This is a genomic window from Pseudomonas sp. P179 (assembly GCF_000478485.2).
Taxonomy (GTDB): Bacteria; Pseudomonadota; Gammaproteobacteria; order Pseudomonadales; family Pseudomonadaceae; genus Pseudomonas; species Pseudomonas aeruginosa.
In genome coordinates, this window is sequence record NZ_KI517354.1 from 1,216,420 (window position 1) to 1,230,129 (window position 13,710).

Genomic DNA, 13,710 nt, shown 5'->3' on the forward strand with positions numbered 1-13,710 from the left:
GGGACTTACTGCGCCGCCGCCTCGATGGCGGCCGCCAGTTGCTGGGCGGCCTTCTGCGGATCCGCGGCGGGGTCGTTGAAGAAGTTGGTCACCACGTCGAAGATCGCCCCCTGCACGTAGCTGGAAGCGGCCATGCTGTGGGCCATGCTCGGCACCAGGTTGCCGTCCTGGGAAGCCTGCTTGAAGTCCTTCATCGACTGCTGGGCGCAACTGTCGAACGGCGCCATGTCGGCGTCCAGGCGAACCGGGATGGAGCCCTTGTTGAGGTTGAAGTCCTTCTGGAAGGACGGGTCGAGCACGCTGCGCGCCAGGTCTTCCTGGGCCTTGCGGTTCTCCGCGTTGCTCAGCTTGAACATCACCAGCGAGTCGATGTTGTAGTCGAAGGCTTTCTGCGTGCCGGGGAACGGCAGGCACTGGTAGTCCTTGCCCGGCACCTTGCCGGCGGCGGTGAACTCGCTCTTCGCCCAGTCGCCCATGATCTGCATCCCGGCCTTGCCGTTGATCACCATCGCCGTGGCGGCGCTCCATTCGCGACCGGCGGCGTCGGCATCGACGTAGCCGCGGAGCTTCTTCAGCGCGGCGAACACCTCGACCATCTGCGCTCCGGTGAGGGTCGCCTTGTCCTGTTCGACGAAGGCCTTGCGATAGCCTTCCGGGCCCATCTTGCTCAGCACCAGGTTCTCGAACACGGTGCCGTCCTGCCACGGTTGGCTGCCATGGGCCAGCGGCGTGAAACCGGCGGCCTTGAGCTTGTCGGCGGCGACGAACAGTTCGTCGAGGGTGGTCGGCGGGGTGGCGCCGGCCTTCTTGAACACTTCCGGGTTGATGTAGAGCCAGTTCACCCGGTGTACGTTGATCGGCACTGCTACGTAGTCGCCGTCGTACTTCATGATCTGCGCCACCTGCTTCGGCAGCAGGCTGTCCCACTTGCCTTCGGCGGCCACCGCGTTGAGGTCGGCAAGCAGGCCCAGTTCGCCCCACTCCTGGATATCCGGCCCCTTGATCTGCGCCGCGGCCGGCGGATTGCCGGACACCGCGCGGGTCTTCAGCACGGTCATCGCCGCCTCGCCGCCACCGCCGGCCACGGCGAAGTCCTTCCAGGTGTGGCCCTTGGCTTCGACCAGCTTCTTCAGGGTTTCGGCGGCGCGCTTCTCGCCGGCGGAGGTCCACCAGTGCAGCACTTCGACTTCGCCGGCCTGGGCCAGCAGCGGGGAGAGACAGAGGGAGGAAAGACAGATGACGGCAGAGAGGCGACGGATCGCATTCATGAGGAAAACCTTCTTCTTGTTATTCGGAGCAAGTCTGCGCTTGCAATGCTTCGAGTCTATTCAAGCGTTCCGCGTCGCGGGTAACGAAGCGATCCGGGTTTGTCACGGAGTGGTTACATTGGGATTGAGGCAGAGCAGAAAAATCTGGACTTGAACTCGGCAAGGCGGTTTCGCGACAGAAACCTCCTACAACACGAGAATGACCTCCAGCAGCACCTCCCTGCGCGCCAGCACCTTGTCGTTCCAGAACCGCAGTACCCTGGACCCCGGCTCTCCAGCCAGGCATCGGCCGGCGAACCCACATGCTGCCCGCCATCCAGTTCGATCACCAGCATCCGCTCATGGCAGACGAAATCGACGATGTACGGCCCGAGAACCTTCTGCCGACGAAACTTCAGCCCGAGCAATCGATGCCCGCGCAAACACTGCCATAGCGCCCGCTCCGCCTCTGTCTGCGGCTGCCGCAGAACGCGGGAGAACCTCGTGCCTGCCCGCCTCGTTCAAGGGCCCGACAGGCCAGCCCATCACTCCAGCCCCAGGCGCGGCAAGCGCAGGCTGACCCGCAGGCCGCCCTCGCGACGGTTCTGCAAACTGACTTCGCCGCCATGGGTGTGCGCGATGTTGCGCGCGATGCCCAGGCCCAGCCCGTAGCCCTGCCCTCGCGGAGACAGACGGAAGCGCGGCTCGAAGATCTGTTCCAGGCGCTGCTCGGGCACGCCGGGGCCGTCGTCGTCGACGTGCAGCACCACCGCTTCCGGCCCGTCCTCCAGGCTCAGGCGGGCGCGTTCGCCGTATTTCAGCGCATTGTCCAGCAGGTTGCCGATACAGCGCTTGAGCGCCAGGGGCTTGCCCGGATAAGGCTCCGCGGCGCGACCGACGACCTCCACCCGGCCATCGGCCAGGTAGGGCTCGGCGATGTGCTGGAGCAACAGGTTGAGGTCGACCGACTCGACGTTCTCGTGGATATCGGTGTCCTTCACGCACTGCAGCGCGCCCTTCACCAGCAGTTCCAGCTCGTCCAGGTCGCGCCCGAACTTCTCCTGCAAGCGCTCGTCCTCGAGGAGTTCTACCCGCAGGCGCAGGCGGGTGATCGGCGTGCGCAGGTCGTGGGAGATGGCGCTGAACAACTGCCCGCGCTCGTTCAGGTAGCGGTCGATGCGCTCATGCATGGTGTTGAAGGCGCGCGCCACCTCCACCAGTTCGCTGGCGCCGCGCTCCTCCAGCGCTGCCGACGGACTGCCCAGGGCCAGGTCGCGGGCGGCGCGCGCCAGGCGCTTGAGCGGACGGCTCTGCCAATGCATCAGCAAACCGGTGAAAAGCAGCAGCAACAGGCTGGTGAAAACGATCGAGAGCACCTGCTGCGGTTGCAGTCCCTCGGGTTCCAGGCTGACGTACGGCGCCGGCATCAGGCTGGCGATGTACAGCCACTCGCTGTCGCCGATGCGGATCTGGGTCACCAGCACCGGCGGGTTCACCGGCTCCAGGGTCAGCGCGTAGTGCGCCCAGGAACGCGGCAGCTCGTCGAGCTTCAGCGCGCCGTTGAACAGGCGCAGCTCGTCGGGACTGACGAATTCGACCTGCAGCTCGACCTCCTTGCCCAGGCGTTGGTGCAACACGTCCTGGACGATCTCCAGCACCGCCTGCTTGTTCGGCGTGTCCGGCAGGGCACGCATCTCCAGCGGCCGGTCGTTCAGCGAGACGAAGAAGCGCGTACCGCCCATGCTGCGCAACTGGTCGAGCACCAGCGGACGGTAGCCGAGCGGCAGGGAACGGAAGTAGCTGACGCTGGCCGCCATCGAGTAGGCCAGGCTGCGCGAGCTGGTGAGCAGGCCCTCGCGCTGGCTGGAGCGCAGGTGCGACAGCCAGAACAGGCTGGAAAGCCCTTGCGCGACCAGCACCGCGAGCAGGGTCAGGAGCAGCATGCGCCCGAGCAGCGAGCGCGGCACCGGCGACCAGCGCCGCCGTTCGCTCATGGCTGCAGGTGCGGCCGCACCTGCGCCGCCAGCAGGTAGCCACTGCCGCGCACGGTCTGGATCAGCCGCGGCGCCTTGCCGGTGTCGCGCAGGCGCTGGCGCAGGCGGCTGACCGCCATGTCGACGATGCGCTCCAGCGGCAGCACCTCGCGGCCGCGGGTGGCGTTGGCGATGGTGTCGCGGTCGAGGATCTGCTGCGGATGGTCGAGGAACAGCTTGAGCAGGGCGAAATCCGCGCCGCTGAGGAAGAACTCCTCGCCGTCCTCGTGGAACAGTCGGTGGCTGACCGTGTCCAGCCGCCAGTCCTCGAAGGCCAGTACGTCGCCACCGCGCACCTGGGTGAACTGCGCGCGGCGCAGCAGGGCCTTGATCCGCGCCAGCAGCTCGCGCGGGCTGAACGGCTTGCCCAGGTAGTCGTCGGCGCCCAGTTCCAGGCCGATCACCCGGTCGGCCTCGTCGGAACTGGCGGTGAGCATGATGATCGGCATGCAGGCCAGGCGCTGGTGGGAGCGAATCCAGCGACAGAGGCTGAAGCCGTCCTCGTCCGGCAGCATCACGTCGAGGATCGCCAGGCTCGCCTCCTCCTCGCACAGCGCCTGGCGGAAGTCGGCGCCCCGCGAGACGCTGCGGACCTGGAAGCCGGCGCGGCTCAGGTAGGTCTCCAGCAATTCGCGGATTTCCTGGTCATCGTCCACCAGCAGGATCGATCGTCCGTTCGCGCTCACGAGGCTCCTCCTTATGCGGTTGCTCGACGCCGACTCAACCCTCGGCGTCCAGGGCCTGCTGCAGGGCGACTCCGGCGCCGAGCAGGCCCGGATGTTCGGCGGTCATGACCCACACCGGTACGTCCTGCAGGTAAGCGCCGCTAGTCTTGCCACGGCTGGCGAAGGCCTCGGCGAAGCCGCTGGCGATGAAACGCTCGAGGAAACGCGGGACGATGCCGCCGGTAATGTAGACGCCACCGAGCGCGCCGACGGTGAGCACCGCGTTGCCGGCGACCCGCGCCAGCCACAGGAAGAAGTGCTCCAGCACGGCGTCCGCCTGGGCGTCGCCGGCCATGGCCAGGGCACCGACTTCCGCCGCACTGCTCGCGCGTACGGCGACCCCGTCCAGGGCACAGCTGATTTCATAGAGGGCGAGCAGGCCGTTGCCGGACAGTGCGCGCTCGGCGGAGACATGTCCGTAGCGCGCCTGCAGGCCCTGCCAGAGCGCGAAGTCGCGCGGCGAAGTGACCGGCAGGTCGACGTGCCCGCCCTCGCAGGGCAGCACTTCCCAACGTCCCCCGCCCAGCGGCAGCAGGCTGCCGACGCCAAGGCCGGTGCCGGGACCGATGATCAGCCGGGCGCGATCCGCCTGGGCACTGCCGGCGCGGACCTGCACCAGCTCGTCCGCACCTAGCCGCGAGGCGGCCCAGGCCATGGTGCTGAAGTCGTTGACCAGCAGCAGGTGATCCAGCCCCAGCTCCTCGCGGAACGCGGCACGATTGATCACCCAGTGGTTGTTGGTGAAACGGAAATCGGCCGCCCCGACCGGACCGGCGCAGGCCAGGCAGACCGAGTCGATGTTCGCCACCGATTCGCCGATCCGCGCCAGGTAGTCGCGCACGGCCAGTTCAGGCCGCGGGTAGTCGGCGCAGGCGAGCACCTCGATGGATTCCAGGCGCTGCCCGCGCCAGAGCGCGAAACGCGCATTGGTGCCGCCGATATCGCCGACCAGGCCGAGGCCGCCGGCGCTTCTCTTGTTGTCGTTATTCATCGTCGTTGAACCGCAATGCCCCGCGCCAGGGCGGGACGGTCGGCAGATGTTGCCGGAGAGACAGCCGCCAGCCAAGCGCCGGCGGATATCGACCTATCAGAATCAGCGCCAGCCGTTGAGGCTCTCGGTAAAGCTGCAGGCGCCCTCTTCCGCGCTGCTCATGGCGTTGCGCATGAAGGCGAACAGCTCGCGGCCGCAACCGAGATTGCCGTCCTGCGGCGCCGGCTCCAGGCTGCGCGCCTGCCATTCGGCGTCGTCGACCAGCACCCGCAACTCGCCGTTCACCCCATCCACCCGCACCCGGTCGCCGTCGCGCAGGCGCGCCAGCGGACCGCCGGCGATGGCCTCCGGACTCACATGGATGGCCGCGGGCACCTTGCCCGACGCCCCGGACATGCGCCCGTCGGTGACCAGCGCCACCTTGAAGCCACGATCCTGCAGGACCCCGAGGAACGGCGTGAGCTTGTGCAGCTCCGGCATACCGTTCGCCCGCGGGCCCTGGAAACGCACCACGGCGACCAGGTCGCGCTCCAGCTCGCCGGCCTTGAAGGCTGCGGCCAGGCTGGCCTGGTCGTGGAAGATCCGTACCGGCGCCTCGACCACCTGGTGTTCCGGAGCCACCGCCGAGACCTTCATCACGCCGCGACCGAGGTTGCCCTCCATCAGGCGCAAGCCGCCTTCGGCGGAGAACGGCTTGTCCAGCGGACGCAGGATGGCTTCGTCGAGACTCCGTTCCGGCCCTTCGCGCCAGACCAGCCGGCCATCCTCGAGGAACGGCTCGCGGGTGTAGCGGCGCAGGCCGGGGCCGGCGACGGTCTGTACGTCCTCGTGAAGCAGCCCGCCGTCGAGCAGTTGGCGGATCAGGAAGGACATGCCGCCGGCCGCCTGGAAGTGGTTGATGTCGGCCTGGCCGTTCGGATAGATGCGCGCCAGGGTCGGCACCACATGGGACAGCTCGGACATGTCCTGCCAGGTCAACTGGATGCCCGCCGCCTGGGCGATCGCCAGCAGGTGCAGGGTGTGGTTGGTCGAGCCGCCGGTGGCGAGCAGCGCCACCACCGAGTTGACGATGGCCTTCTCGTCGACGATCTCCGCCATCGGCACGTAGTTGCCGTTCTCGGGGGTCAGCCGGCTGGCCTGGCGTGCCGCTTCGCGGGTGAGTTCGTCGCGCAGCGGGGTGTTCGGGTTGACGAAGGAGGCACCGGGCAAGTGCAGGCCCATCACCTCCACCAGCAACTGGTTGGTATTGGCGGTGCCATAGAAGGTGCAGGTGCCGGGTGCATGGTAGGAGGCCATTTCCGAGGCCAGCAGCTCTTCGCGAGTGGCCTTGCCCTCGGCGAACAGTTGGCGCACCGCGGCCTTTTCCTTGTTGGAGATGCCGGTCGGCATCGGCCCGGCCGGGACGAACACGGTGGGCAGGTGGCCGAAGCGCAGCGAGCCGATCAGCAGGCCCGGCACGATCTTGTCGCAAACACCCAGGCACAGCGCTGCATCGAACATGTTGTGAGACAGCGCGATGGCGGTGGACATGGCGATCACGTCGCGGCTGGCCAGCGACAGTTCCATGCCCGGCTCGCCCTGGGTCACCCCGTCGCACATGGCCGGCACGCCGCCGGCGAACTGGCCGACCGAACCGATCTCGTGCAGCGCCTGCTTGATCAGCCCCGGAAAGCGCTCGAACGGCTGGTGCGCCGAGAGCATGTCGTTGTAGGCGGAAACGATGGCCACGTTGGCCTGGTTCATCAGCCGCAGGGTCTGCTTGTCGCTTTCGCCACAGGCCGCGACCCCGTGGGCGAGGTTGCCGCACGGCAGGGTGCCGCGGTGCGGCCCCTTGCTGGCCGCAGCCCGGACCATCTCGAGGTAGCGCTGGCGAGTGGCCGCGCTACGGGCCTGGATGCGGCGGGTGACTTCGAGCACACGAGGGTGCATGGCAGATTCTCCTACAGACTATCAATTGTTGTTTTTACAACATAATCATCGGTTGAAGGATGTTTACTTTTCTTTCTGGACGAAATGTAATGGTTTTTACCACAACAATAGAAAAGAGACGACCTCATTATGACTATCCGCCTGGCCATCAACGGCTTCGGTCGCATCGGCCGAAACGTTCTTCGCGCCCTGTATACCGGCCACTACCGCGAACAGTTGCAGGTAGTGGCGATCAATGACCTCGGCGACGCCGCGGTCAACGCCCACCTGTTCCAGTACGACAGCGTCCATGGACGCTTTCCCGGCGAGGTCGAGCACGATGCCGAAAGCCTGCGGGTGATGGGCGACCGCATCGCCGTCAGCGCCATCCGCAACCCGGCGGAACTGCCCTGGAAGAGCCTCGGCGTGGACATCGTGCTCGAGTGCACGGGGCTCTTCACCAGCCGCGACAAAGCCGCTGCCCACCTGCAGGCCGGCGCCGGCAAGGTGCTGATCTCGGCGCCCGGCAAGGACGTCGACGCCACCGTGGTCTACGGCGTCAACCACGAGGTGCTGCGCGCCTCCCATCGGATCGTCTCGAACGCCTCCTGCACCACCAACTGCCTGGCACCGGTGGCCCAGGTGCTGCATCGCGAGCTGGGCATCGAGCACGGCCTGATGACCACCATCCATGCCTACACCAACGACCAGAACCTCTCCGACGTGTACCACCCGGACCTGTACCGCGCACGTTCGGCGACCCAGTCGATGATCCCCACCAAGACCGGCGCCGCCGAGGCGGTCGGCCTGGTCCTGCCGGAACTCGCCGGCAAGCTTACCGGGCTGGCGGTGCGGGTGCCGGTGATCAACGTGTCGCTGGTCGATCTCACCGTGCAGGTGGCCCGGGATACCAGCGTAGACGAGGTCAACCGCCTGCTGCGCGAAGCCAGCGAGGGCTCTCCGGTGCTCGGCTACAACACCCAGCCGCTGGTGTCGGTGGATTTCAATCACGACCCGCGCTCGTCGATCTTCGACGCCAACCACACCAAGGTCAGCGGCCGGCTGGTCAAGGCGATGGCCTGGTACGACAACGAGTGGGGCTTCTCCAACCGCATGCTGGACAGCGCCCTGGCGCTGGCCGCCGCCCGCGACTGACGCGCCTCAGCGGAACTTGCGCCGACCGCGCGCCTGCAACGCCAGCAGGCGCAGGTCGGCCTCGGCGAGGATCAGTCGCTGCTCGGCCTTGTCCGCGCGCTTCCAGGCACGGATTTCCTGGCGCGTACGCCCGCAGCCACGGCACACGTCGGCATCGAACTCACAGATATTGATGCAAGGACTTTTCAAGCGTTCCCCCTTTTTCGGCGCGGACCGCAACCGGTCCTCGCCCGTCACTTCACGACAGGCGGCGGGCCGGCGTCCAGGAGGGAATGACTATCGGGCCGATCGAGCGGCCCGCGGTCACTCGGCCTCGGCGTCGCGCAGGCTTTCGTAGGCAGGCGCGGCATAGATGCCGGCCTCGACGCAGAGCGCCATGACCCGCGGCAGGTCCTGGGTATAGACCAGCACCGCCTGCAACTCGTCGTCCAGCGGCTCGCTGAAATCCACCAGCACGTAGCCGCCCTTTTCCGGATACATGCTGCTCAGTTGCACCTGGATACGGTTGAGGGCGACCAGCGGCTCGGTCTTGAGCAACTGCTTCGGCTTGATGTTGAACGCCACGTCCTTGCCGAAGGAGGCGACGATCCGGGCGAACAGCTCGGCATAGGTGTCGGCCTGGAACAGCACGATATCCGGCAGGCTACCGACCACCACCCACTCGCCGAGCGGGATCGGGAAGCTGTCGTCGTAGTTGATGTCCGGGTTGGCGGCGAGGAACCCTGCCGGATCGGCGTAGGCCTGGGCCGCCTCGTCGGCGATCCGCCGGATCTCCTCGGCGCCCATGCAGCCGGTGCTGATGAGGGTGATCAGTTCGTTCAGGGTCTCTTTCATGGGGAGTTCCAGGGTCGATGAAACGGAGCGGGCCGGCCTCGCCGGCGCGGCCGGATGAATTCTACAGGGTGGAACGACGGTCAGCGGCGCGGCCAGTCGTCGTCGGCGTCCAGTGCCTCGCGCTCCTCGCGCATGGCCTCCGCCAGGGCGCGCTCTTCGTCATCGGGATCGGCGCCCGCGACAGCCTCCGCGACGGCAGGCTCGACGGCTTGCTCCGCGACCACGGGAATTGGCCCAGCCGCTGGCTCGGCGGACTCGTCGCCCTGCTCCGAGGGCTCCGGAGGGTCGAGCAGGTCGTCGAAGTCGGTCTTCAGGCCCTGCTCCATCTCGTCCAGTTCCAGCAGCAGGCTGCGGAAGCTGGTTTCCTCGCGCGGCTTCTCCGGCTCGCCGGCCTCCCCCTCGATCTCCTCGAGGCTTTCCCCGGCCTCGGCGATGGCGCGATCGGCCAGGGCCTGGATCGAGGCAGGAATCGCATCCTCGTCGAGATCGTCGCGCGGCGGCTGCGCCGCGGGCGCCACTTCGACCGGCGGTTCCGGCTCGGGCTCCATCTCGCGCAGCGCCGACAGCGGCGGCAGCTCGTCGAGGCTCTTCAGGTTGAAATAATCGAGGAACGCCTTGGTAGTCGCCAGCATCGCCGGGCGCCCCGGCACCTCGCGGTAGCCAACGATGCGGATCCACTCCCGCTCCATCAGCGTCTTGACGATCTGGGTGTTCACCGCCACGCCGCGGATCTCCTCGATCTCGCCACGGGTGATCGGCTGGCGGTAGGCGATCAGCACCAGGGTTTCCAGCAGCGCGCGCGAATAGCGCTGCGGACGCTCCTCCCAGAGGCGGCCGACCCACGGCGAGAAACGCTCGCGAATCTGCAGGCGATACCCGGACGCGACTTCCTTCAGCTCGAAGGAGCGCCCTGCGCAGGACAGTGCCAGGATCGCCAGGGCGTCGCGGAACTGCCCCGGCTCCGGCCGCTCTGCCTCGTCGAACAGCTCGGCCAGGCGTTCCAGCGACAGCGGCTTGCCGGCCGCGAGGAGGATGCCTTCGAGCAGGGTGGCGAGTTCGTGGGGATCGGACAGGTTCATCGTCGCAACGGATACCGGAGCCAGGAAGAGGGAAAGATAGCGGAATCGGGCATGCAGCTTAACAGGCCACGGCAGGGAGCGAAGCCGGAAGCTCGGAAAAGGCGACCGTCCGCAGGGGGACGAACGGCCAGCGGCGCGGCGCGCTCACTCGAAATCGTCTTCCAGGGCTTCCTCCAGGGTTTCGCCTTCCTCCGCTTCGCGGGCTATCCGCAGGCGCACATGGATGGCGCCGAAAGCCTCGTTCTGCACCAGTTCCACCATCTGCTCCTTGACCAGTTCGAGGATCGCCATGAAGGTGACCACCACGCCGAGCTTGCCCTCCTCCAGGGTGAACAACTGGATGAAGGGCACGAAGGCGCCGCCTTTCAGGCGCTCCAGCACTTCGCTCATGCGTTCGCGGGTGGACAGTACCTCGCGGGTCACCTGGTGGCTCTCGAACAGGTCGGCGCGGCGCAGCATCTCGCCCATCACCAGCATCAGCTCCTGCAGCGCCAGCTCCGGCAGCAGCTTGCGCGCCCGCGCCTCGGGAGCAGCCACCGCCGGCACCAGCACGTCGCGGCCGACCCGGGGCAGTTCGTCGAGGTCTTCGGCGGCCTTCTTGAACCGTTCGTACTCCTGCAGGCGGCGGATCAGCTCGGCCCGTGGATCTTCCTCTTCCTCCTCGGCTTCCGCCGAGCGCGGCAGCAACATGCGCGACTTGATCTCCGCCAGCATCGCCGCCATCACCAGGTACTCGGCGGCCAGCTCCAGGCGCACCGCCTTCATCAGCTCGACATAGCCCATGTACTGGCGGGTGATTTCCGCCACCGGGATATCCAGGATGTCGATGTTCTGCTTGCGGATCAGGTACAGCAGCAGGTCGAGCGGGCCCTCGAAGGCCTCGAGGAAGACCTCCAGCGCGTCCGGCGGGATATAGAGGTCCTGCGGCAGCTCGGTGACCGCCTCGCCGTAGACCAGCGCCAGTTGCAGCGGCACCCGCTCGGCGGCGGGTTCGGCTGGAGGGGTGTCGGCGTTGGCCGGGTTATCGTCCTGCATCGGTAGGCTCGTGGTGGGCGGATTCGGGCGGCGCTCAGGCCGGCTGCATGAACGGCGCAGGATCGCCGCAACCCACGCGGATCACTTCGGGATCGGTGTCGGTCAGGCTGATCACGGTGGAAGCCTCGCCGCCGCCATAGCCCCCGTCCACGATCAGGTCGACCTGGTGTTCCAGCACCTGGCGCATTTCATAGGGATCGTTCAGCGGCTCGCCGCTGCCGGGCATGATCAGGCTCACGCTCATCAGCGGTTCGCCCAGTTCCTCCAGCAGCGCCCGGGCGATCGGACAGTTCGGCACGCGCAGGCCGATGGTGCGGCGCTTGGGGTGCAGGAGCATGCGCGGCACCTCGCGGGTGGCGCTGAGGATGAAGGTGTAGGGACCGGGGGTGTGCGCCTTGAGCAGGCGGAACAGGCCGGTGTCGACCTTGGCATAGACGCCCAGCTCGGAAAGGTCGCGGCAGACCAGGGTGAAGTTGTGCTTGTCGTCCAGTTGGCGGATGCGGCGGATGCGATCCACCGCGGTCTTTTCGCCGATGCGGCAGCCCAGGGCATAGGACGAGTCGGTGGGATAGACGATCACCCCACCCTGGCGGACAATTTCCACCGCCTGCTTGACCAGCCGCGGCTGGGGATTTTCCGGATGGATCTGGAAGAACTGGCTCATTCGGCCCCCTTGGCTTCGGAATGACGTTCGGTATCGCGAAAATGCCTGGCGAAACGCGGCCACATGGCCGGAAGGTCCTCTGGAACCGCACGGTACATGCCCAGTTCGGACCAGTCGCCCGGCGCGTGGAAATCGCTGCCGGCGGTGACCATCAGGCCGAACTCGCGGGCCAGGATCGACAGGGTACCGACCTGTTCGGCCGGCTGCACGCCATTGACCACCTCGATGGCGTGTCCGCCGGCCTGGAGAAAGTCGGCGACCAGGCGCCGGCGCTTGGTCCGGGTGAAATCATAATGATACGGGTGCGCCAGGCTGATCCAGGCGCGCGCCTCGCGCAGGCAGCCGACCACTTCCTCCAGGGTCGGCCAGTGCTGCTTGACGTCTCCCAGCTTGCCGGCCCCCAGCCACTTGCGGAACGCGTCGGCGCGATCCTTGACCCAGCCGCCCTGGACCAGGAACTCGGCGAAATGCGGCCGCGCCGGCGCGTTGCCGCTGTCGCCCAGGGCCCGCTGGATCGCCCGCGCGCCCTCCAGCGCACCGGGCATACCCTTGGCCGCAAGCCGCCGGTCGATTTCCTCGGCGCGCGCCCAGCGGCCCCGGTGCAGGGCTTCGGTCGCCTGGCGCAGGGGAGCGGCGTCGAGGTCGAAACCGTAGCCCAGCACATGAATGGTGGCACCGCCCCAGGTGCAGGACAGCTCGATACCGTTGACCAGTTCGATACCGAGTCGAGCGGCCGCCTGGTGGGCTTCCGGCAGGCCTTCCAGAGTGTCGTGGTCGGTCAGCGCCAGCAGCCCGACGCCTTTCTCGTGGGCCCGCTGCACCAGGGCGGCGGGCGCGAGCACGCCATCGGAGGCGGTACTGTGGCAATGCAGATCGACACGCATGGCTGAATCCTGATTCCAGTGAAGAATGGTGATGAAGCAACGCCGATTCGTTGCCTCGCGGTATCGAGACGTACCGTTCATGGGTCCGGGGAGCTTGCTCCACCTGGCGAATGCGCCTGCGGCACAGGCCTGACGCATTCGGAAAGACAGGATGACTGTTTCAGAACATCCAGAGGTTGCTATTATGCCGTTTCAACCGTGTCCTGACTGCCACCATGAAGCAATTCATCGATTTCATCCCACTGATCCTGTTCTTCATCGTCTACAAGATAGACCCTCAGAACGTCGAGTTCGCCGGGTTCAATCTGAGTGGCATCTACGGCGCGACCGCGACCCTGATCCTCGCCTCGGTGATCGTCTACGGCGCCCTCTGGCTCAAGCACCGCCACCTGGAAAAGAGCCAGTGGTTCACCCTCGGCGCCTGCCTGGTCCTCGGCGGCCTGACCCTGGCCTTCCACGAGGACACCTTCCTCAAATGGAAGGCGCCGCTGGTCAACTGGCTGTTCGCCCTGGCCTTCGCCGGCAGTCACTTCATCGGCGACAAGCCGATGATCCAGCGCATCATGGGCCATGCCATCCAGTTGCCGCAGGGCCTCTGGGTGCGCCTGAACATCGCCTGGGTGGTGTTCTTCCTGGTGTGCGGCTTCGCCAACCTGTACGTGGTCTTCACCTATCCGAACTTCTGGGTGGACTTCAAGGTGTTCGGCAGCCTCGGCATGACCTTGCTGTTCCTGATCGGCCAGGGCCTGTTCCTGGCTCGCCACCTGCACGACGCCGATACCGGCGAAAAGCCCAAGGACTGACATGCTCTACGCGATCATCGCCCGTGACATCCCCGCTTCCCAGGAACGCCGCCTGGCCAGCCGCCCGGCCCACCTGGCCCGTCTCGAACAGCTGAAGGAAGAAGGCCGCCTGGTACTCGCCGGCCCGCACCCGGCGATCGACAGCAACGACCCGGGCGCCGCCGGCTTCACCGGCAGCCTGATCGTCGCCGAATTCGATTCGCTGGCCGCGGCGCAGAGCTGGGCCGAGGCCGATCCCTACCGGGCCGCCGGGGTGTACGCCGAGGTGGTGGTCAAGCCGTTCAAGAAAGTCCTGCCCTGAGGCAGTCGCCGGGTACCGGCGGCCGGCCCGGTCGCCCTCCCGGCAAACGTT

General features: G+C 67.0%; 15 protein-coding genes. 3 read left to right on the plus strand and 12 right to left on the minus strand.

The annotated features are described in order from the left end of the window. Nucleotides 1-5 precede the first annotated feature (5 nt). The 6 genes from HMPREF1224_RS18270 to edd all read right to left on the minus strand — a co-directional run bounded on the left by HMPREF1224_RS18270 (nucleotide 6) and on the right by edd (nucleotide 6,925). Complete coding sequence (locus tag HMPREF1224_RS18270; protein WP_003091472.1) at nucleotides 6-1,268, minus strand: ABC transporter substrate-binding protein; 1,263 nt, start codon at nucleotides 1,266-1,268, stop codon at nucleotides 6-8. A gap of 113 nt (nucleotides 1,269-1,381) precedes the next feature. Further along, on the minus strand, nucleotides 1,382-1,735 hold the full coding sequence (locus HMPREF1224_RS44110; RefSeq protein ID WP_305954747.1) for an endonuclease domain-containing protein: 354 nt from the start codon (nucleotides 1,733-1,735) through the stop codon (nucleotides 1,382-1,384). Nucleotides 1,736-1,792: 57 nt separating this feature from the next. Continuing rightward, nucleotides 1,793-3,214 (minus strand): two-component system sensor histidine kinase GtrS, encoded by a 1,422-nt coding sequence (gene gtrS, locus HMPREF1224_RS18275; protein ID WP_012613857.1) that lies wholly within the window; start codon nucleotides 3,212-3,214, stop codon nucleotides 1,793-1,795. A 23-nt stretch (nucleotides 3,215-3,237) separates the two neighbouring features. Further along, nucleotides 3,238-3,966: a two-component system response regulator GltR gene (gene gltR / locus HMPREF1224_RS18280; RefSeq protein WP_003091475.1), complete on the minus strand. Its 729-nt coding sequence runs from the start codon at nucleotides 3,964-3,966 to the stop codon at nucleotides 3,238-3,240. A 34-nt stretch (nucleotides 3,967-4,000) separates the two neighbouring features. Then, nucleotides 4,001-4,996, minus strand: a complete 996-nt coding sequence (locus tag HMPREF1224_RS18285) for a glucokinase (protein ID WP_003114838.1) — start codon at nucleotides 4,994-4,996, stop codon at nucleotides 4,001-4,003. Between the two features lie 102 nt (nucleotides 4,997-5,098). Continuing rightward, complete coding sequence (edd, locus tag HMPREF1224_RS18290; protein ID WP_003091478.1) at nucleotides 5,099-6,925, minus strand: phosphogluconate dehydratase; 1,827 nt, start codon at nucleotides 6,923-6,925, stop codon at nucleotides 5,099-5,101. Between the two features lie 129 nt (nucleotides 6,926-7,054). On the opposite strand from edd, the gene gap reads away from it, so the two are divergent. Next, a complete protein-coding gene (gene gap / locus HMPREF1224_RS18295; protein ID WP_003091480.1) occupies nucleotides 7,055-8,059 on the plus strand; it encodes a type I glyceraldehyde-3-phosphate dehydrogenase in 1,005 nt (334 codons plus the stop codon). Nucleotides 8,060-8,065: 6 nt separating this feature from the next. Here the strand turns inward: gap and HMPREF1224_RS18300 are convergent, their stop codons facing one another. The 6 genes from HMPREF1224_RS18300 to HMPREF1224_RS18325 form a co-directional block, all read right to left on the minus strand. Continuing rightward, nucleotides 8,066-8,248 carry a DUF1289 domain-containing protein gene (locus HMPREF1224_RS18300; RefSeq protein WP_003091481.1) on the minus strand — a complete coding sequence of 61 codons (183 nt, stop codon included), beginning with the start codon at nucleotides 8,246-8,248 and terminating at the stop codon, nucleotides 8,066-8,068. A 114-nt stretch (nucleotides 8,249-8,362) separates the two neighbouring features. Further along, on the minus strand, nucleotides 8,363-8,893 hold the full coding sequence (locus HMPREF1224_RS18305; RefSeq protein WP_003114836.1) for a hypothetical protein: 531 nt from the start codon (nucleotides 8,891-8,893) through the stop codon (nucleotides 8,363-8,365). 80 nt (nucleotides 8,894-8,973) lie between these two features. Beyond that, nucleotides 8,974-9,972, minus strand: coding sequence for an SMC-Scp complex subunit ScpB (gene scpB / locus HMPREF1224_RS18310; RefSeq protein WP_003114835.1), 999 nt, complete (start codon nucleotides 9,970-9,972; stop codon nucleotides 8,974-8,976). A gap of 144 nt (nucleotides 9,973-10,116) precedes the next feature. Beyond that, nucleotides 10,117-10,869 carry a segregation and condensation protein A gene (locus HMPREF1224_RS18315; RefSeq protein ID WP_003124353.1) on the minus strand — a complete coding sequence of 251 codons (753 nt, stop codon included), beginning with the start codon at nucleotides 10,867-10,869 and terminating at the stop codon, nucleotides 10,117-10,119. 172 nt (nucleotides 10,870-11,041) lie between these two features. Next, the gene (locus tag HMPREF1224_RS18320) at nucleotides 11,042-11,671 is read right to left on the minus strand and encodes an L-threonylcarbamoyladenylate synthase (protein WP_003091486.1); all 630 of its coding nucleotides are present in this window, start codon (nucleotides 11,669-11,671) and stop codon (nucleotides 11,042-11,044) included. After that, entirely contained in the window at nucleotides 11,668-12,555 is an 888-nt protein-coding gene (locus HMPREF1224_RS18325) for a PHP domain-containing protein (RefSeq protein ID WP_003116406.1), read from the minus strand. Before HMPREF1224_RS18325 ends, HMPREF1224_RS18320 begins: the two co-directional genes overlap by 4 nt. A 215-nt stretch (nucleotides 12,556-12,770) precedes the next feature. Between HMPREF1224_RS18325 and HMPREF1224_RS18330 the strand changes: the two genes are divergently transcribed. Continuing rightward, a complete protein-coding gene (locus HMPREF1224_RS18330) occupies nucleotides 12,771-13,358 on the plus strand; it encodes a septation protein A (protein WP_003091488.1) in 588 nt (195 codons plus the stop codon). 1 nt (nucleotide 13,359) lies between these two features. After that, entirely contained in the window at nucleotides 13,360-13,659 is a 300-nt protein-coding gene (locus HMPREF1224_RS18335; RefSeq protein ID WP_003091489.1) for a YciI family protein, read from the plus strand. Nucleotides 13,660-13,710 lie beyond the last annotated feature (51 nt).

Coding starts and splice junctions, on each gene's coding strand:
- gap (WP_003091480.1), top strand. CDS start 7,055: ATGACTATCCGCCTGGCCATCAACGGCTTCGGTCGCATCGGCCGAAAC.
- HMPREF1224_RS18335 (WP_003091489.1), top strand. CDS start 13,360: ATGCTCTACGCGATCATCGCCCGTGACATCCCCGCTTCCCAGGAACGC.
- scpB (WP_003114835.1), bottom strand. CDS start 9,972: ATGAACCTGTCCGATCCCCACGAACTCGCCACCCTGCTCGAAGGCATC.
- HMPREF1224_RS18305 (WP_003114836.1), bottom strand. CDS start 8,893: ATGAAAGAGACCCTGAACGAACTGATCACCCTCATCAGCACCGGCTGC.
- HMPREF1224_RS18270 (WP_003091472.1), bottom strand. CDS start 1,268: ATGAATGCGATCCGTCGCCTCTCTGCCGTCATCTGTCTTTCCTCCCTC.
- HMPREF1224_RS18330 (WP_003091488.1), top strand. CDS start 12,771: ATGAAGCAATTCATCGATTTCATCCCACTGATCCTGTTCTTCATCGTC.
- HMPREF1224_RS18285 (WP_003114838.1), bottom strand. CDS start 4,996: ATGAATAACGACAACAAGAGAAGCGCCGGCGGCCTCGGCCTGGTCGGC.
- HMPREF1224_RS18320 (WP_003091486.1), bottom strand. CDS start 11,671: ATGAGCCAGTTCTTCCAGATCCATCCGGAAAATCCCCAGCCGCGGCTG.
- HMPREF1224_RS18325 (WP_003116406.1), bottom strand. CDS start 12,555: ATGCGTGTCGATCTGCATTGCCACAGTACCGCCTCCGATGGCGTGCTC.
- edd (WP_003091478.1), bottom strand. CDS start 6,925: ATGCACCCTCGTGTGCTCGAAGTCACCCGCCGCATCCAGGCCCGTAGC.